The 17,283-nt window shown below is 68.2% G+C and carries 20 protein-coding genes; 9 read left to right on the forward strand and 11 right to left on the reverse strand.

Annotated features, from left to right (window positions below; translation table 11 throughout):
- Positions 1 to 69 precede the first annotated feature (69 nt).
- The 4 genes from hemW to rph are packed head-to-tail and all read right to left on the reverse strand — an operon-like array spanning position 70 to position 3,065.
- The gene (hemW, locus tag NNZ72_RS22765; RefSeq protein WP_257317978.1) at positions 70 to 1,263 is read right to left on the reverse strand and encodes a radical SAM family heme chaperone HemW; all 1,194 of its coding nucleotides are present in this window, start codon (positions 1,261 to 1,263) and stop codon (positions 70 to 72) included.
- A 6-nt stretch (positions 1,264 to 1,269) separates the two neighbouring features.
- Positions 1,270 to 1,914, reverse strand: a complete 645-nt coding sequence (gene rdgB / locus NNZ72_RS22770) for an RdgB/HAM1 family non-canonical purine NTP pyrophosphatase (RefSeq protein ID WP_257317979.1) — start codon at positions 1,912 to 1,914, stop codon at positions 1,270 to 1,272.
- 10 nt (positions 1,915 to 1,924) lie between these two features.
- Positions 1,925 to 2,338, reverse strand: coding sequence for a VOC family protein (locus NNZ72_RS22775; protein WP_257317980.1), 414 nt, complete (start codon positions 2,336 to 2,338; stop codon positions 1,925 to 1,927).
- Positions 2,339 to 2,348: 10 nt separating this feature from the next.
- The gene (rph, locus tag NNZ72_RS22780; protein WP_257318016.1) at positions 2,349 to 3,065 is read right to left on the reverse strand and encodes a ribonuclease PH; all 717 of its coding nucleotides are present in this window, start codon (positions 3,063 to 3,065) and stop codon (positions 2,349 to 2,351) included.
- Between the two features lie 162 nt (positions 3,066 to 3,227).
- On the opposite strand from rph, the gene hrcA reads away from it, so the two are divergent.
- The gene (gene hrcA / locus NNZ72_RS22785; protein ID WP_257317981.1) at positions 3,228 to 4,304 is read left to right on the forward strand and encodes a heat-inducible transcriptional repressor HrcA; all 1,077 of its coding nucleotides are present in this window, start codon (positions 3,228 to 3,230) and stop codon (positions 4,302 to 4,304) included.
- An 80-nt stretch (positions 4,305 to 4,384) separates the two neighbouring features.
- Positions 4,385 to 5,023 carry a nucleotide exchange factor GrpE gene (gene grpE / locus NNZ72_RS22790; protein ID WP_257317982.1) on the forward strand — a complete coding sequence of 213 codons (639 nt, stop codon included), beginning with the start codon at positions 4,385 to 4,387 and terminating at the stop codon, positions 5,021 to 5,023.
- A 75-nt stretch (positions 5,024 to 5,098) separates the two neighbouring features.
- On the opposite strand, the gene ptsN is transcribed toward grpE, so the two are convergent.
- The 6 genes from ptsN to lptC all read right to left on the reverse strand — a co-directional run bounded on the left by ptsN (position 5,099) and on the right by lptC (position 10,161).
- Positions 5,099 to 5,563, reverse strand: a complete 465-nt coding sequence (ptsN, locus tag NNZ72_RS22795) for a PTS IIA-like nitrogen regulatory protein PtsN (protein WP_257317983.1) — start codon at positions 5,561 to 5,563, stop codon at positions 5,099 to 5,101.
- Between the two features lie 77 nt (positions 5,564 to 5,640).
- On the reverse strand, positions 5,641 to 6,216 hold the full coding sequence (hpf, locus tag NNZ72_RS22800) for a ribosome hibernation-promoting factor, HPF/YfiA family (protein WP_257317984.1): 576 nt from the start codon (positions 6,214 to 6,216) through the stop codon (positions 5,641 to 5,643).
- A 212-nt stretch (positions 6,217 to 6,428) separates the two neighbouring features.
- Positions 6,429 to 7,997 carry an RNA polymerase factor sigma-54 gene (gene rpoN, locus NNZ72_RS22805; RefSeq protein WP_257317985.1) on the reverse strand — a complete coding sequence of 523 codons (1,569 nt, stop codon included), beginning with the start codon at positions 7,995 to 7,997 and terminating at the stop codon, positions 6,429 to 6,431.
- Positions 7,998 to 8,099: 102 nt separating this feature from the next.
- Positions 8,100 to 8,909 carry an LPS export ABC transporter ATP-binding protein gene (gene lptB, locus NNZ72_RS22810; RefSeq protein WP_371747812.1) on the reverse strand — a complete coding sequence of 270 codons (810 nt, stop codon included), beginning with the start codon at positions 8,907 to 8,909 and terminating at the stop codon, positions 8,100 to 8,102.
- Positions 8,910 to 8,919: 10 nt separating this feature from the next.
- On the reverse strand, positions 8,920 to 9,477 hold the full coding sequence (locus tag NNZ72_RS22815) for an LptA/OstA family protein (protein WP_257318018.1): 558 nt from the start codon (positions 9,475 to 9,477) through the stop codon (positions 8,920 to 8,922).
- An 18-nt stretch (positions 9,478 to 9,495) separates the two neighbouring features.
- A complete protein-coding gene (gene lptC / locus NNZ72_RS22820) occupies positions 9,496 to 10,161 on the reverse strand; it encodes an LPS export ABC transporter periplasmic protein LptC (RefSeq protein ID WP_257317986.1) in 666 nt (221 codons plus the stop codon).
- Between the two features lie 198 nt (positions 10,162 to 10,359).
- On the opposite strand from lptC, the gene sppA reads away from it, so the two are divergent.
- From sppA to NNZ72_RS22835, 3 genes are read left to right on the forward strand one after another with little or no spacing between them, the layout of a single operon-like run.
- A complete protein-coding gene (sppA, locus tag NNZ72_RS22825; RefSeq protein WP_257317987.1) occupies positions 10,360 to 11,310 on the forward strand; it encodes a signal peptide peptidase SppA in 951 nt (316 codons plus the stop codon).
- Positions 11,311 to 11,338: 28 nt separating this feature from the next.
- Positions 11,339 to 11,638: an integration host factor subunit beta gene (locus NNZ72_RS22830; protein ID WP_117367685.1), complete on the forward strand. Its 300-nt coding sequence runs from the start codon at positions 11,339 to 11,341 to the stop codon at positions 11,636 to 11,638.
- 8 nt (positions 11,639 to 11,646) lie between these two features.
- On the forward strand, positions 11,647 to 11,988 hold the full coding sequence (locus tag NNZ72_RS22835; RefSeq protein WP_257317988.1) for a LapA family protein: 342 nt from the start codon (positions 11,647 to 11,649) through the stop codon (positions 11,986 to 11,988).
- A 3-nt stretch (positions 11,989 to 11,991) separates the two neighbouring features.
- On the opposite strand, the gene NNZ72_RS22840 is transcribed toward NNZ72_RS22835, so the two are convergent.
- Positions 11,992 to 12,438, reverse strand: a complete 447-nt coding sequence (locus NNZ72_RS22840) for an SRPBCC family protein (RefSeq protein WP_257317989.1) — start codon at positions 12,436 to 12,438, stop codon at positions 11,992 to 11,994.
- Positions 12,439 to 12,542: 104 nt separating this feature from the next.
- On the opposite strand from NNZ72_RS22840, the gene NNZ72_RS22845 reads away from it, so the two are divergent.
- Genes NNZ72_RS22845 through NNZ72_RS22860 form a run of 4 tightly spaced genes read left to right on the forward strand, consistent with a single transcriptional unit; the run spans position 12,543 to position 17,231 of the window.
- Entirely contained in the window at positions 12,543 to 13,580 is a 1,038-nt protein-coding gene (locus tag NNZ72_RS22845; RefSeq protein ID WP_371747813.1) for an RsmD family RNA methyltransferase, read from the forward strand.
- Complete coding sequence (locus NNZ72_RS22850; protein WP_257317990.1) at positions 13,577 to 14,431, forward strand: TrmH family RNA methyltransferase; 855 nt, start codon at positions 13,577 to 13,579, stop codon at positions 14,429 to 14,431. Before NNZ72_RS22845 ends, NNZ72_RS22850 begins: the two co-directional genes overlap by 4 nt.
- Positions 14,428 to 14,919 carry a signal peptidase II gene (gene lspA, locus NNZ72_RS22855; RefSeq protein WP_257317991.1) on the forward strand — a complete coding sequence of 164 codons (492 nt, stop codon included), beginning with the start codon at positions 14,428 to 14,430 and terminating at the stop codon, positions 14,917 to 14,919. The genes NNZ72_RS22850 and lspA overlap by 4 nt, the downstream gene beginning before the upstream one ends.
- 56 nt (positions 14,920 to 14,975) lie before the next feature.
- Positions 14,976 to 17,231: a hybrid sensor histidine kinase/response regulator gene (locus NNZ72_RS22860; protein WP_257317992.1), complete on the forward strand. Its 2,256-nt coding sequence runs from the start codon at positions 14,976 to 14,978 to the stop codon at positions 17,229 to 17,231.
- Positions 17,232 to 17,283 lie beyond the last annotated feature (52 nt).

Here is a 17,283-nt window from a genome sequence, read left to right on the forward strand (position 1 = left end):
TCGCTATTCGCTATTCGCTATTCGCTATTCGCTATTCGCTATTCGCTATTCGCTATTCGCTATCAGCTATCAGCAGGCCAGATCCGCCACCACCGCATCGAGGATCAGCATGCCGGCGGGCGTGCAGCGCAGGCGGGAATTGCCGAGCCGCTCGACGAAGCCGTGCTCGATCAGGAAATCCTCGCGCGCCGGATCGAGGTCGCGGCCGGAGAGCGCCTGCCAGCGGGCAAGGTCCACGCCTTCCCGCAGCCTGAGGCCCATCAGCAGCAGCTCGTCGGCCTGCTCCTCGCGCTCCAGCACATCCTGCACCACCATGCCGTGGCCTTCGGACGCCACCCGGTCGAGCCAGGCTTCCGGCCGCCGCTCGGTGGCGGTCGCGACCCTGGCGCGGCCGACGGTAAGCCGGCCGTGCGCTCCGGGGCCGATGCCGGCATAGTCGCCGTAGCGCCAGTAGGTGAGGTTGTGGCGGCTTTCCGCGCCCGGCCGGGCGTGGTTGGAGACCTCGTAGGCCGGCATGCCCTCGCGCGCGGTGAACTCCTGCGTCGCCTCGTAGAGGATCGCCGACTGCTCGCCGTCGGGCACGGCAAGCTTGCCCGCCTTGTGCAGGCCGTAGAAGGGCGTGCCCTCCTCGATGGTGAGCTGGTAGAGCGAGAGATGGTCGACCGCGTAGGAGACGGCCTCCTTCAGCTCCCGGTCCCAGTCGGCGACCGTCTGGCCGGGGCGCGCATAGATGAGGTCGAAGGACATGCGTGGAAAAATCTCGCGCGCGAGCCGGATCGCCTTCAGGGCGTCGGCGACGTCGTGCAGCCGGCCGAGAAACTTGAGGTCCCGGTCGTTCAGCGCCTGCACGCCGAGCGAGACGCGGTTGACGCCGGCGGCGCGATAGCCGCGGAAGCGCTCCGCCTCCACGCTCGACGGGTTCGCCTCCATGGTGATCTCGATTCCGTCCGGCACGTGCCAGTGGCGGGCGATGCCGGAAAGGATGGCGTCCACGGTGGCAGGATGCATCAGCGAGGGCGTGCCGCCGCCGAGGAAGATGCTGGTGACGCTGCGCGGGCCGGAAAGCCGCCGCATCGCCGCCATCTCGGCGAGGAACGCCTCGACATAGCGCGGCTGGTCCACCGGCTGGTGGCGGACATGGCTGTTGAAGTCGCAATAGGGACATTTCGCGGCACAGAAGGGCCAGTGCACATAGACGCCGAAGCCCGGATCGAACGCGTCCGCGCCCCGGGCCTGCAGGATGTCGAGAGGCACCGCCGTCATGGTCGCTCAGGCCTTCAGGCAGGTTTCGACGAAGAGCTTGAAGGCGCGGGCGCGATGCGAGAGCGCCGCCGCATCGCCCGGCTTCCAGCCGTGCTTTTCCTCCGCGCTCATCTCGCCGAAGGTCACTTCGTAGCCCTCGGGCTGGAAGACGGGATCGTAGCCGAAGCCTTTTTCCCCGCGCGGCGGCCAGACGACCCGGCCCTCGACCTCGCCGCGGAAGAGCTCCGTGTGCCCGTCCGGCCAGGCGAGGCAGAGGACGGAGACGAAGCGCGCCGTGCGCGTCTCCGGCGAGAGCGCGCCCTTCTCGGCAAGCGCCTTCTCGACCTTCTCCATCGCCATGGAAAAGTCGCGGGTGCCGTCCTCTTTCTCCGCCCAGTTCGCCGTATAGACGCCGGGCGCACCGTCGAGCGCGTCGATCGCGAGGCCGGAATCGTCGGAAAGGGCCGGCAGGCCCGAGGCCCGGGCGGAGGCGAGCGCCTTGATCGCCGCGTTCTCCTCGAAGGTCGTGCCGGTCTCGTCGGGTTCGACGAAATTCAGCTCGGCGGCCGACTTCGCGTCGAAGCCGAAGGGGCCGATGAGGTCGGCGATCTCGCGGATTTTTCCTGCATTGTGGCTGGCGACCACGATGGTTCGGGTGTCGAGCTTGCGCATGGATGGTCCTTCAGGCGATGTCCCACAGGCCCGGCTCGGCGCATTCGAGGCTGTTGCCGGCGGGATCGCGGAAATAGATCGAGCGGGCGCCGTTCGGCCAGCGGAAATCCGCTTCGATGGCGATGCCCGCTTCTTCGAGCTTTTTCACCCAGAAATCAAGGTCCGGGCCGGCGACGCGGAAACAGGCGTGCCCGGCCCCTTTCGCCCCGTGCGGCGGCACGGGCAGCGCATGGGCCGGCGGCGGCACCACCGTCTCCTTCGGGTTGAAGATCAGCAGCACGCCCGGCCCGCAGCGGAAGAAGACATGCCGGTCGCCGTGCCGGGTGATCCGCTCCAGGCCGAGGATGCCGCCGTAGAAGCGCTCGGCCGCGTCGAGGTCCTCCGCGTAGAGCGCGGTTTCGAGGATCCCTTCGATTGCGGCCATGGCTCTCTCCTCAGGCGACCGCCTGCTTCTGCAGGTCGACCAGTTCGGCAATGCCGGCGCGGGCGAGCGAGAGCAGGCCGGAGAACTCCTCCTCGGTGAAGGGCTTGCCCTCCGCCGTGCCTTGGATCTCGACGATGCCGCCGCCGCCGGTCATGACGAAATTGGCGTCGGTCTCGGCGGCGGAATCCTCCAGATAGTCGAGGTCGATCACCGGCTGGCTGGCGAAGATGCCGCAGGAAATGGCGGCGACATGGTCCCTCAGCACGCGCTCGACCTTGATCATGCCGCGCGTCTCCATCCATTTCAGGCAGTCGTGGAGCGCCACCCAGGCGCCGGTGATCGAGGCGGTGCGCGTGCCGCCGTCGGCCTGGATCACGTCGCAGTCGACGGTGATCTGGCGCTCGCCGAGCGCTTCGAGATCGACCACGGCGCGCAGCGACCGGCCGATCAGGCGCTGGATCTCCTGGGTGCGGCCGCCCTGCTTGCCGGCGGCGGCCTCGCGCTTCATGCGCTCGCCGGTGGCGCGCGGCAGCATGCCGTATTCGGCCGTCACCCAGCCCTTGCCGCTGTTTCGCAGCCACGGCGGCGTCTTCTCCTCGAGGCTCGCCGTCACCAGCACATGCGTGTCGCCGAACTTGACGAGGCAGGACCCTTCGGCATGCTTGGAAACGTTGCGCTCGAAGGAAACCTTGCGCATCTGGTCGGTCTTTCTGCCGGACGGCCGCATCATGAACTCCTGATCATCGATATCTGACACGCTGCTTTAGACCAGAACGCCTGCCGTGGGAATGCCGGCGGCCGGGCCGGGCCGGCGCAAAATCCCTTTTGCGCCCGGGGATGAAATCACTATATTCCGGGTGAAGAACGGGATTGCTGCGGAAAGATGGTGTTGAACAAGTCCTCGGGACCCGACATCCAGGCGGCGCTGGACGAGCGATCCGGCGAGATCTTCCGCCGGATCGTCGAAAGCTATCTGGAAAGCGGCGAGCCGCTCGGCTCGCGTAACCTCTCGCGCATCCTGCCCATGTCGCTGTCGCCGGCCTCCGTGCGCAACGTGATGAGCGACCTGGAGGAGCTCGGCCTCATCTATTCCCCGCATGTCAGCGCCGGACGCCTGCCGACCCAGATGGGCCTGCGCTTCTTCGTCGACGCCTTCATGCAGGTGGGCAACATCTCGCCCGAGGACCGCGCCTCGATCGAGCGGCACGTGCGCCCGCATGGCGCCAAGCACGACGCCGTCGAGACGATGATGAACGAGGCGAGCCGGGCGCTGTCCGGCATGTCGCGCGGCGCCGGCCTCGTCATCACCACCAAGAACGACGCGGTGCTGAAGCACGTCGAGTTCATCCGGCTGGAGCCGACCAAGGCGCTCGTCGTGCTGGTCGGCGACCACGACCAGGTGGAGAACCGCATCATCGAGCTGCCGGCCGGCGTCACGGGCTCGCAGCTCACCGAGGCGGCGAACTTCTTGAACGCCCATCTCGCCGGCAACACGCTGGTTGAGGCCCGCGCCCAGCTCGAGAAGCTGCGCGGCGAGGTCAGCCGCGAGCTCGACCGGCTGTCGCAGGACCTGGTCGAGAAGGGGCTCGCCGTCTGGTCCGGCGGCTTCGAGGAGGGCAAGCCGACGCGGCTCATCGTGCGCGGGCGCGCCAACCTGCTGGAAGGCCTCGCCGGCACGGAGGACATCGACCGGCTGCGCATGCTCTTCGACGACCTCGAGCGCAAGGACAGCCTGATCGAGCTGCTCAACCTTGCCGAGAGCGGGCCGGGCGTGCGCATCTTCATCGGCTCGGAGAACAAGCTGTTCTCGCTGTCCGGCTCCTCGCTGATCGTCGCGCCCTATCGCGACAGCGACGAGAAGATCGTCGGCGCCGTCGGCGTCATCGGGCCGACGCGGCTCAATTATTCCCGCATCGTGCCCATGGTGGACTATACCGCACAGCTGATGTCGCGCCTTTCGCGCTGAGCCGGCTTCCAGCCCTTGATTTTTCAGGATCAAAGCTCGATATCGGGCCAAACCCATCCATCTGCAACTCGGAGTACGTCATGACCGACGAGACCAAGAAACATGGACCTGACGAAGTCACGGAAAACGGCGCGGCGGCCGGAACGCCGGTGCCGGAGGAGGCCACCCCGGAGGAACAGGCCGCAGGCCAGGAGGCCGAGGCCGATCCGGTGGAGGCGCTGCGCGCCGAAAACGCGGAGCTGCGCGACAAGTACCTGCGGCTCGCCGCCGAGATGGACAACCTGCGCCGCCGCACCGAGCGCGACGTCAAGGATGCCAAGTCCTATTCCGTCGCAGCCTTCGCCCGTGACATGCTGGCCGTCTCCGACAACCTGCGCCGGGCGCTCGACGCGATTCCCGCCGAGGCGCGCGACGGTGACGACGCCGGTTTCAAGGCGCTCGTCGAGGGCGTCGAGATGACCGAGCGCTCCATGCTGTCGGCGCTGGAGCGCCACGGCGTGCGCAGGATCGATCCGGTCGGCGAGAAGTTCGACCCGCACTTCCACCAGGCGATGTTCGAGGTGCCGAATCCGGACGTCGTCAGCGGCACGGTCGTGCAGGTGGTGCAGGCCGGCTACGTCATCGGCGAGCGCGTGCTGCGCCCGGCGATGGTCGGCGTCTCCAAGGGCGGCCCGAAGGCGCCGGCCGGCGGCGAGGCGAGCGCGCCCGCCCAGGCCTGAGACCCTTCACGGGGCCCGGAACGACGAACGGCGACCTTCGGGTCGCCGTTTCGCGTTGGAGCTTTCGTGAAAGGGTCAGGCCGCGTTCGAGGCGTGCTCCTCGCTGAGGCAGGCATAGATGGCGCTTTCGCTCTCCGAGGCGCGCAGCTTGGCCACCATGGCCGGGTCGCGCAGCACGCGGGCGATGCGCGACAGCGCCTTCAGGTGGTCGGCGCCCGCCCCTTCCGGGGCGAGAAGCAGGAAGACGAGGTCGACCGGCTGGTCGTCCAGCGCCTCGAAGTCGACCGGGGTTTCCAGCCGCGCGAAGATGCCGGTGATCTGCGGCAGCTCCTTGAGCTTGCCGTGCGGGATGGCGATGCCGTTGCCGACACCGGTCGAGCCGAGCCGCTCGCGCTGAAGGATGACGTCGAAAATCTCACGCTCCGAGATTCCGGTGATCTTCGCCGCTTTTGCCGCCAGTTCCTGAAGCAGCTGCTTCTTGGAGTTGGCCTTCATCGCCGGAATGATCGCACTCTGCTGCAGCAAACCTGCCAATGCCATGCCTTTATCCTCGTGCGCCGGTGAAGGTTAAAGAAGGGGCGCGGTGCCGGGTCCGCCGGCACCGCGCCGTCCTTCACTCAGCTTTTGATACTGGCCGCGTCGATCCAGCCAATATTTCCGTCGTTGCGTCGATAGACGATATTGAGTTGTTCCGACCCGGCGCTGCGGAAGAGAAGAACCGGCTCGTCCGTCATGTCGAGCGCCATCACGGCGCTTGCGACGGACATGGTCCTGAGCTTCTTCGTGCTTTCCGCCACGACGGTCGGCGCGTAGTCCTCGGGAAGCTCCTCGGCTTCCTCGGGGACCGAATCCATCACCGTATAGGCCACTTCCGCGAAGGCATCGTGACCGTTGCCGGCATGATGGTCCCTGAGCTTGCGCTTGTAGCGGCGCAGACGCTTCTCGATCCGTTCGGCGGCGGCCTGGAAGGAGGCGAGCGGGTCGTTCGCCTCGCCGTTCGCCTGCAGCGTCGTGCCGGTATCGAGATGGACGCGGCAGTCTGCGGTAAACCGCGAACCGGATTTCTCCACGATGACCTGGCTCGAATATCCTCCGTCGAAATATTTGGTTACGGCCTCCGCGATCTGGTCCTCGATCCGCTGGCGGAACGCATCGCCGATTTCCATGTGTTTACCGGATACACGCACACTCATGGAGTTTCCTCTCTGTTGTGATTTGCGCGTAGCAGTCTATTCCAACCGGACCCGCGTTCCAAGCTCTCCGCACGCGCGGCGGATCTTTCGCCGCACGGCTCTGTAAAGCCGGGAAATGTATCGGGAGCCTCTTGCCTTCTCTTCGAAATTGCGGGGGGCACTTAGCCCGTCCGGGCCGGGAAGTCAATCGGCCGTTCACGACTCGTTAAGTCTCAGGACGCCGCGGCGGCCCTGGCGAGCGCCCGTTTCTCGCGCCGGCGCTGGACGGAGGAGGGGATGTTCATCGCCTCGCGGTACTTCGCCACGGTGCGGCGCGCGAGCTCCACGCCGCCCTTGCGCAGGATGTCGACGATGTCGTCGTCCGACAGCACCGCCTCGGCGGATTCCTGGGAAATCAGGGCGCGGATGCGGTGGCGGACGGATTCGGCCGAATGGGCGTCGCCCCCCTCCGCCGAGCCGATCGACACGGTGAAGAAATATTTCAGCTCGAACAGGCCGCGCGGCGTCAGCATGTATTTGTTGGAGGTGACGCGGCTCACCGTCGATTCGTGCATGCCGATCGCCTCGGCCACGGTCTTCAGGTTGAGCGGCCGCAGGTGGTCGACGCCATGCACGAGGAAGGCGTCCTGCTGGCGCACGATCTCGGCGGCGACCTTGAGGATCGTGCGGGCGCGCTGGTCGAGGCTGCGGGTCAGCCAGTTGGCCGTCTGCAGGCATTCGTTGAGGAAGGCCTGCTCGGCGCTGTCGCGGCCCGTGCGGCGGGAGACGGCGGTGTGGTAGTCGCGGTTGACGAGGACGCGGGGGAGCGCGTCGGCATTGAGCTCGACCTGCCAGCTGCCGTCGGGCGCGGCGCGCACGACGATATCCGGCACGACCGCCTCGGAGGCGGCCGTCTCGAAGCGCAGCCCGGGCTTCGGATCGAGCGCGCGGATCTCGGCGAGCATGTCGACGAGGTCCTCCTCGTTGACGCCGCAGAGCTTGCGCAGCGTCGCGAAATCGCGGCGCGCGAGCAGTTCGAGATTGTCGACGAGCGCCGCCATGGCCGGGTCGAACCGGTCGCGGGCCCTGAGCTGGATGGCGAGGCATTCGCCGAGCGTACGGGCGAAGACGCCGGGCGGGTCGAGCTCCTGCAGCCGCGAGAGCACGCGCTCCACCTCGGCGACCGGCTTGCCGAATCTCAGCGCCGTCTCGGCCGTGCTGCCGGTCAGATAGCCCGCCTCGTCGAGCTGGTCGGCGAGGTGGCGGGCGATCAGCCGCTCGATCTCCCCGGAAAGCAGGAAGGGGATCTGCTCCTCGACCGCGTCCTTCAGCGTCTTGCGGCTGGCGACGAAATCGTCGAGGTCGTAGGCCGCGCCGTCCTCGCTGCCGCCGGGCATCGATTTCCACTGGCCGATCAGCTCGGGCGCATCCGCCGCGCGCGGGCCGGCGTCGTCCGGGAACATGTTGTCGAGGCCGCCGTCGAGCGTGTCGCCGGCTGCGGCCGCGTTGCCCGACACGGCGGAATCGTAGAGGTCGCGCTGGTTCTCGCCGTCGCCGGCCGCGTCGGCGGCCTGCGCGCGCTCCTCGCTCGGCAGCAGGTAGTCGTCGTCCGTCCGCTCGCCGTCGCGTCCGCTCTCCTCGCCGGAGACGATCTCCAGCAGCGGATTCTTCTCGACCTCCTGCTCGATGAAGCGGTTAAGCTCCAGATGCGTCATCTGCAGGAGCTGGATCGACTGCATGAGCTGCGGGGTCATGACCAGCGACTGGCTCTGGCGCAGATGAAGGCTGGCGGCAAGGGCCATGCGGAACGCTACTCCTCAGGGGAAAACCCGTCTGGCCCGAAAATTGCTTTTTTGAGAGGTTTGGTCAAGCCGCGGGCGCCAACGTGGTGAACGCCCGGGGCCTTAGAGGCTGAAATTGTCGCCGAGATAGAGGCGGCGCACGTCCGGATTGCTGACGATGTCGTTGGCGCGGCCGTGCGTCAGCACCTCGCCGGCATGGATGATGTAGGCGCGGTCGATGAGGCCGAGCGTCTCGCGCACGTTGTGGTCGGTGATGAGCACGCCGATGCCGCGCGAGGTGAGGTGGCGCACCAGCGCCTGGATGTCGGCGACCGAGATCGGGTCGACGCCGGCGAAGGGCTCGTCGAGCAGCATGAAGGTCGGATCGGTGGCGAGCGCCCGGGCGATCTCCAGCCGCCGCCGCTCGCCGCCCGACAGCGCGATCGCCGGCGACTTGCGCAGGTGCGAGATCGAGAATTCGGCAAGCAGGCTGTCGAGCTTGGCCTCGCGCCGCGCCCTGTCGCGGTCGTGCACCTCGAGCACGGCGCGGATGTTCTCCTCCACCGTCAGCCCGCGGAAGATCGAGGCCTCCTGCGGCAGATAGCCGACGCCGAGCCGGGCGCGGCGGTACATCGGCATGGTCGTGACGTCGTAGCCGTTGATCTCGATCGAGCCTTCGTCCACCGGCACGAGGCCGGTGATCATGTAGAAGCAGGTCGTCTTGCCGGCGCCGTTCGGCCCGAGCAGGCCGACGGATTCGCCGCGCCGGACGACGAGCGAGACGCCGTTCACCACCCGCCGGTCGCGATAGGACTTCGTCAGCCCGCGCGCGATCAGCGTTCCCTCGTAGCGGGAGAGATCGGCATGGCGCGGCGCTTCCTGGACGGCCTTCTTCGGGCGGCGTGCAAGGCGGGAGAGGAGAGAAAGGGACACGGACGCTATATCAGTTGGTCTTGCGGGATTTCGGGTCGAGCTGGATCATGACGCGGCCGCCGCAGGCATCCAGCTTCGCCTCGCCGGTGCGCATCGTCACGGTCAGCTTGCAGCCGACGAAGACGTTCTTGCCCTCCGATAGCACGACCTTCTCGCCCGAGAGCACCAGCGTCTCGTCGACGAGGTTGAAGGTGCCGGTGTCGGCCGTCGCCTCCTGGGTGCCGGACTTCAGGTAGACCTTGCCGGAGACGTCGATCTTCTCGATGTCGGCGTCGCCGCCGGCGACCGACCCGCCGCTCGCCCGGTAGGAGACGACCATGTTGCCGGCCTGCAGCGTCGTGGTGCCCTGCACGACCTTCACGTTGCCGGAGAACTCCGCCTTGTTCTCCTGGTCGCGGATTTCCAGCCGGTCGCTCTGGATCTGGATCGGCTTGTCGTTGGAAAGCTCCAGGCCCTTCATCCGGCTCTGCGTCTGCTGCGCGCCGGCCTGGCCGGCCGCAAGCGCGAGCCCCGCGGCGAGGACGATGCGGGCGGCGGCCCTCGAACGGGCGGAAAGGGGGGCGGACATGATGGCGGGCATGGCGCTTTACTTTTCTCGGTTGCGGATGGCGGCGGGATCCACGTCGACGACGACCTTGCCCTCGAAGACGATCACCTTGCCCTTATCGGTCATTCGCAGCGACTGCGCAACAATCGATGCTTCGCGCGAGCGGATCGAGATCGGCTCGTCGCTGTTCATGCGCCCGCCGTTGATGTCGAGATGGGCGGAGCGGAAGGCGGCCTCGAGCCCGGTGTTCAGGCGGATGGTGAAGGGCGCGGTCATGTCGAGCAGGTTGCCGCCGCGGTCGTAGACGCCGGTCGCCGCCTCCACCTCGGCGATGGTCGTCTCGTTGACGGGCATCTTGGCGCGGATGTTCTCCAGCGTGATGACGTCCGGCTGCTTGATGTCCTGCAGCGCGCGCTCGGCCTTCATGGAATAGCTGATGCCGTCGTCGTTGCGGCCGGAGATCGCGGGGTTGAGCATGACGAGCTTGCCGTCCTCGATCGAGGCGCTCTCCATCTGCAGGTCGGCGGGCAGGTAGGTGCGGACGATCGAGACGGCGACGAAGACGAGGCCGATGGCGATGGCCGCCGCCGGAAGCACCACTTTCAGCCTGCGCACGCGCGCGGAATGGCGCGCCGCCAGCCGATAGGCTTCGGCGGAAGCGCGGACGTCCGGTATGGAATGCGCGTCCTGAATGGTGTTCAGCATCCTGTCTTGCCTGGCTGCGTCGAGGCGAAGGCCGTCTCCATAACGGGGCCATATGGAGATTATTCCTGAACAAACAATGGATGTCCAAGAAACTTGTACGACGAATTGCCATTTCGCCCGCGAATGCCATATCGATAGGGCTTCCGGCGCACCGTCGAACGGGCCTGCCGGGGCAACACGTTTCGAGGGCAAGAGAGCATGGACCAATCCGCCATCGCCGACCGGCGGCAGCTGCGCCGCAAACTCACGTTCTGGCGCGTCGCGGCGGTGCTCGTCGCGCTTGTCGCGATCTTCGCCGCGGCGCTTGCGCGCTGGCCGGGCGGCGGGGCGCGCGATCATGTCGCACGCGTCGCGATCTCCGGCATCATCCAGGACGATCGCGAGCTGCTCGAGCGCCTCGACCGCATCGCCCGCAACGACCGCGCCAAGGCGCTGGTCGTGACGATCTCCTCGCCCGGCGGCACGACCTACGGCGGCGAGGTGATCTTCAAGGCGCTGCGCAAGGTGGCGGAGAAGAAGCCGGTGATCGCCGACGTGCGCACGCTCGCCGCCTCGGCCGGCTACATGGTGGCGACCGCGGGCGACACGATCGTCGCCGGCGAGAGCTCGATCACCGGCTCGATCGGCGTGCTCTTCCAGTATCCGCAGATGAAGGAGCTGCTCGACAAGCTCGGCGTGTCGCTGGAGGAGATCAAGTCCGCGCCGCTGAAGGCCGAGCCCTCGCCGTTCCATCCGCCGAGCGAGGAGGCCAAGACCATGATCCGCGCCATGGTGATGGACAGCTACGACTGGTTCGTCGACCTCGTCGCCGAGCGCCGCAAGCTGCCGCGCGCCGAGGTGCTGAGGCTTGCCGACGGCAGCATCTTCACCGGCCGGCAGGCGCTCGCCGCCAGGCTCGTCGACCGGCTCGGCGGGCCGGAGGAGATCAAGGCCTACCTCGCCGAGCGCCAGATCGATTCGGAGCTGCCGGTCGTCGACTACGCCGCGCCGGGCGGCACCGGCCTCGCCTGGCTGGGCGGGCAGGCGCGCGACATCCTCGGCGGAATCGCGGGCGCTCCCCTCGATCTTGCGCGCGCGGTCGAAAAGCTCGGCGGCGAAAAGTTGTTCCTTGACGGTCTGGTCTCCGTTTGGCAGGTTGATCGCGATTGAAAAGACACATGTTTTTGAGGGGGCCGCAGTGATCAAGTCGGAACTGGTTCAGATTGTCGCCGCTCGCAATCCCCACCTCTACCACCGCGACGTCGAGAATATCGTCAACGCGGTCCTCGACGAGATCACCGATGCGCTGGCCGCCGGCAACCGCGTGGAGCTGCGCGGCTTCGGGGCCTTCTCGGTCAAGAACCGCCCGTCGCGGTCCGGCCGCAACCCGCGCACCGGCGATGCAGTCTTCGTCGAGGAGAAGTGGGTGCCGTTCTTCAAGACCGGCAAGGAGCTGCGCGAACGCCTCAATCCCGGCCAGGCCGATCAGGACGACTGAGGCGCACCATGGTCAGGAAGCTCGTCAACGTCCTCGTGCTCATCCCGGTCGGCATCGTGCTGATCGTGCTGTCGGTCGCCAACCGGCAGTCCGTGACGCTGGCGCTCAATCCCTTCCGGCCGGAAGACAGCATGCTGTCGCTGACCGCGCCCTTCTTCGTCTACCTGTTCCTGGCGGTGATCCTCGGCATGGTGATCGGCTCGCTCGCCACCTGGTTCAGCCAGGGCAAGCACCGCAAGCGCGCCCGCACCGAGGCGCGCGAGGCGGTGAAATGGCACACCGAGGCCGACAAGCAGAAGTCGCGCGCCGAGGCGATCGCCGCGCAGGCCGTCGTCCCGGTCTCCAAGTAGCCGTCAGGTATTCCCGTTCAGCCGCGCGCCGAAATCGGCGAAGAACTGCGACGCCAGCTTCTTCGAGGTCGAATCGATGAGGCGCGAGCCGAGCTGGGCGATCTTGCCGCCGACCTCGGCCTTGACGTCGTAGGCGAGGATCGTGCCGTCGTCGTCCTCCCGAAGCCGGACGTCCGCCCCGCCCTTGGCGAAGCCGGCGATGCCGCCCTTGCCCTCGCCGGAGATCGTGTAGCTTTCCGGCGGGTTGAGGTTGGAAAGCGTCACCGCGCCGTTGAAGGTGGCCGAGACCGGGCCGATCTTGACCTTGACGGTCGCCGCCATCTCGGTCGGCGATGCCATGGTGAGCGACTGACAGCCCGGAATGCAGGCCTTCAGCACCTCCGGATCGTTGAGCGCCGCCCAGACGGCGTCCCTCGGGGCTGCGATGCGCTCCTCGCCCGACATGTCCATGGCCGTTCCTCCCTCTGCCTCCTTGATTTATCGCAGAACGGAAAGCGCTTTGCCAAGAGGGGGAGGGATGCTATGGGACCCGGAAAACCAGGGACGACGCGATCGTGAAGGACAGACACCGCCGGCCGAAGACCGGCTTCGAGGCCCCGTCGAGGCCGCAGCCCGCGCGCAGGGAGCCGCGTCCGGCCCCCGAGCCCGCGGCCCGCCCGCTTCACCGCCGCACCGGCGGGAAGCCGGCCGAGCGCGTGCCGGTGATCCTGGAGACGGCGGGCTCGGACCAGTACCGGCTGATCGACAGCGGCCGCGGCGAGAAGCTGGAGCAATACGGCCCCTACCGCATCGTCCGGCCCGAGGCGCAGGCGCTCTGGCAGCGCAGCCTGCCGGACGCCGTCTGGGAGAAGGCCGACGCGATCTTCACCGGCGACACCGACGAGGACGGCATGGGCCGCTGGAAGTTCCCGCGGCAGGCCCTCGGCGAGACCTGGCCGATGCGCCTCCTCGACGTCGATTTCCACGGCCGCTTCACCGCCTTCCGCCATGTCGGCGTCTTCCCCGAGCAGCTCGCCCACTGGCGCTGGATGAAGGAGCGCATCTCGGAAGCCAATCGGCCGGTGAAGGTGCTGAACCTCTTCGGCTATACGGGCGTCGCCTCGCTGGTGGCGGCGAGCGCAGGCGCCGAGGTGACCCATGTCGACGCCTCGAAGAAGGCGATCGGCTGGGCGCGCGAGAACCAGGCGCTCGGGCGCATGGAGAAGCTGCCGATCCGCTGGATCTGCGAGGACGCGATGAAGTTCATCCAGCGCGAGGAGCGCCGCGGCAGCCGCTACGACATCATCCTCACCGACCCGCCGAAATTCGGCCGCGGCCCGAACGGCGAGGTCTGGCAGCTCTTCGACCACCTGCCGCTGATGCTCGACATCTGCCGCGAAATCCTGTCGCCGAAGGCGATCGGCCTCGTGCTGACGGCCTATTCGATCCGGGCGAGCTTCTATTCCATCCACGAGCTGATGCGCGAGACGATGCGCGGCCTCGGCGGCACGGTGGAATCAGGCGAGCTCGTCATCCGCGAGACCGGGCCGGACGGCGACGAGGCCGGCCGCGCGCTCTCCACCTCCCTTTTCAGCCGATGGATCAGCGCATGAGCGACCAGCACGAAGGCCCGCGCCGCGTCGGCCAGGTCAAGGAAGTGACGAGCCTCTCCAATCCGATCGTCAAGGACATCAAGGCGCTGTCGCTGAAGAAGACGCGCGACGAGACGAAGAGCTTCCTCGCCGAGGGCCTGAAGCTCGTCATCGACGCGCTCGACCTCGGCTGGACGATTCGCACCCTCGTCTATGCCAAGAACGTCAAGGACAAGCCGCAGGTCGTGCAGGTGGCGGCGAAGACGGTGGCGCGCGGCGGCCTCGTGCTGGAGGTGAGCGAGAAGGTGCTCTCTTCGATCACCCGGCGCGACAACCCGCAGATGGTCGTCGGCATCTTCGAGCAGCGCTGGACGGCGCTGAAGGACGTGAGGCCGGGCAGGGACGAGACCTGGGTCGCGCTCGACCGGGTGCGCGATCCCGGCAATCTCGGCACGATCATCCGCACCGCGGACGCGGCCGGCGCGAGCGGCGTCGTCCTCGTCGGCGAGACGACGGATCCCTATTCGCTGGAGACGGTGCGCGCCACCATGGGCTCGGTCTTCGCCGTGCCGCTCGTCAGGGCGAGCCCCGCCGACTTCCTCGCCTGGAAGAGGACGGCCGGCGTTTCGGTCGTGGCGACCCATCTCGCCGGCGCGGTCGACTACCGCATGATCGACTACCGCAGGAAACCCGTCGTCCTGCTGATGGGCAACGAGCAGGCAGGGCTGCCCGAGGAGTTCGCCCGCGAGGCCGACGCGCTCGTCCGCATCCCGCAGGCGGGGCGGGCCGATTCGCTGAACCTCGCGATCGCCACCGGCATCATGCTGTTCGAGGCGCGCCGCCACCTGCTTTCGCTGGACGCCGGCGCATGAGCGGGCGCATCCCGCTGATGTCGCGGCCGCTGCCGGTCGTCCTGGTCATCCTGCTGGCCGTCGCCCTCGACCAGACGGTGAAGTTCGCCGTCGAGGCTTTCCTGCCGTTCCAGGAGGCGGTGGAGGTGGTGCCGATGCTGGCGCTCTACCGCACCTACAATTACGGCGTTGCCTTCTCGATGCTGTCGGGCATGGAAGGCTGGTTCATCGTCGGCCTCCGGCTCTTCGTCGTCGGCTTCGTCGTCTGGCTGTGGCGGCAGACGCCGAAGGCGCGCGGCCTCGCGCATGCCGGCTATGCGCTCATCATCGCCGGCGCCATCGGCAACCTGATCGACCGGGCGCTGTTCGGCTACGTCATCGACTATGTGCTCTTCCACACGCAGAGCTGGTCCTTCGCCGTCTTCAACCTCGCCGACAGCTTCATCACCATCGGCGCCGGCCTCATCATCCTCGACGAGCTCCTGCTGCTCGTCCGTCGCGATCGCTAGATTTTTACGGATTTGCTGAAGCCGTTTTGAACGGTCGGCGTGCTATGCGCACAGGCATGAGCGAGCCCGTCAAGCTACAGAACCGCCTCAAGGCCGAATTTTCCGAGCCGCCACCGGCCGGCCCGTCCGCCGCCGTCACGGAGGAACGCCGGGTGCCGGAGCCGTCACCCGCACCGGAAAGCCATGCGGCGCACGGCAACCTCATCGCCGGCTTCGGCCTGCTCTATGCGGCGCTCGTCCTCGCCACCGGCATGGCCGCGGGCTTCTATGTCGCCGCCATGGGCCTCGCGCTCGCCGGCGTCGCCGGGGCGGCCGTGCTGATGCGTGCCCGCGGCAGGGGCGCACCCGCGAGCGAGGCCGAGCAGGACCGGTCCTGGGAGCGCGACGAGGCGTCGGAGATCCTCTCGGCCATCCACGACGTGCTCGGCGACATCGTCGTCATGCGCGCGCTCGACGGCCGCATCCTGCGCGCCAATGCCGTGCTTGCCACGCTGACCGGCGTCGAGGCGGTCGAGGGCCGGACCTGCGAGGAGCTGGGCCTTGCCTTCCGCTCGCAGGCGATCCCGCACCGCTACGACGTCGATCTCGACGGCCCGGCGGGGAAACGCATCTATTCCTGGCACGACATCACCGTGCGCGACCCCGCCTCGGGCGACCTCGTCGTGCATTCGATCGCCCGCGACGTGACGGAGGAGCGCCGGGCGGAGCGCGAGCGCGAGATGGCGAGGCTGCGCGCAGAGGAGGCCAGTGCCGCGAAGTCGCGGCTGCTCGCCACCGTCAGCCACGAGATCCGCACGCCGCTCTCCGGCATCCTCGGCATGTCGCACCTGATCGGCCAGACGCGGCTGACGGCCGAGCAGAAGAACTATCTCGCCGGCATGCGCCAGTCCGGCCACGCGCTCGTCCAGCTCGTCGACGACCTGCTCGACTTCTCGACGCTGGAGGCCGGGCGCTTCCAGCTCCGCCCTTCCGAGGAACCGGTGCGCCCGCTCCTCGAAAGCGTGGTGGAGATGCTGTCCCACCGCGCGCACGAGAAGGGCATCGAGATCGGCTCCTTCGTCTCGCCGGACGTGCCGGGCCTCGTCGTCTTCGACGCCCCGCGCCTGCGCCAGGTGCTCTACAACGTCGTCGGCAATGCGGTGAAGTTCACCCACACGGGCGGCGTCTCGCTGGAGACCGCGCTCGACGGCGAGGCGATCGTCATCCGCGTGACCGACACCGGCCCCGGCATGACGGCGGAGGAGCAGGCGCGCATCTTCCGCGAGTTCGAGCAGGCGGGCGGCGCGGCCCAGCGCAGCGGCGGCACCGGCCTCGGCCTTGCGATCTCCGCGCGCATCCTCTCCGAGGCCGGCGGCGCGCTGACGCTCGAAAGCACGCCCGGCAAGGGCAGCACCTTCACAATCCGCATGCCCGTCGAGGCGCGCCAGGCCCCGGGCGTCGCCGGGAGCCGCCGCCGCGTGCTCGGCGACAGCCGCGTCTTCCTGCTGGCTCCCGACGGGCCGGCCGCCCGGGCGCTGGCGCGCACCGTCGCGGCGCTCGGCGGCACCTGCCACCACGCCGCGACGGCCGAGGAGGCGCGCGAGATCGCGCTCGGCCTCGAAAACCGCGGGGAGACGCTGACCGACGTCATCGTCGACAACCGCCTGTCCGGCCTGTTCCGTCGTACGCTCGCCGATCTCGCCTGCTTCCGCGAGGGCAATGCGCGGCGCGTCTATCTCGTCAACCCGGAGGAGCGCGGCGGCCGCCCGGTCGGCAATGGCGAGGGCTACGACGCCTGGCTCATCCGGCCGCTGCGCGAGCGCTCGCTGGTCGAGGTGCTGCGCGGGCGGATGAAGGGCGTCGAGGCGCGCGACGCGATCAACGACAACCGGCCGGTGCTGAAGGACCTGCCGCCGCTCGCGCCCGACTTCGCGCCCGCCTCCGCCCACGGCCTCGATATCCTCCTGGCCGAGGACGATCCGGTCAACGCCATGCTGGTGCGGGCCGTGCTGGAGCGGGCCGGTCACGCCGTCCGCCATGTCCCGGACTATCCGGGCCTCCTCGCCGCGCTCGACGACCCGGACGTCCCGGCCGATCTGCTCGTCACCGACCTCGGCATGCCGGGCGGCGAGGGCACGGGCACCATCGCGCGCGTCGTCGCCGGCGACTGCGGAAGGAAGCGCCTGCCGGTGATCGTGCTGACGGCGGACCGGCGCCCGGGCCTGAAGGAGGAGCTCCTGGCGACGGGGGCGGCCGCCGTGCTCGCCAAGCCGGCCGAGCCCGAGACGCTGCTTGCGGAAGTCGCGCGCCTGGCAAACCGCATGCCGGCCTGACCGTTCCTGCTTTCCAAGCGGGCCCCGCGTCATTATCCTGTTGCAGAACGAT

It is taken from the genome of Shinella pollutisoli, assembly GCF_024609765.1.
Taxonomy (GTDB): Bacteria; Pseudomonadota; Alphaproteobacteria; order Rhizobiales; family Rhizobiaceae; genus Shinella; species Shinella pollutisoli.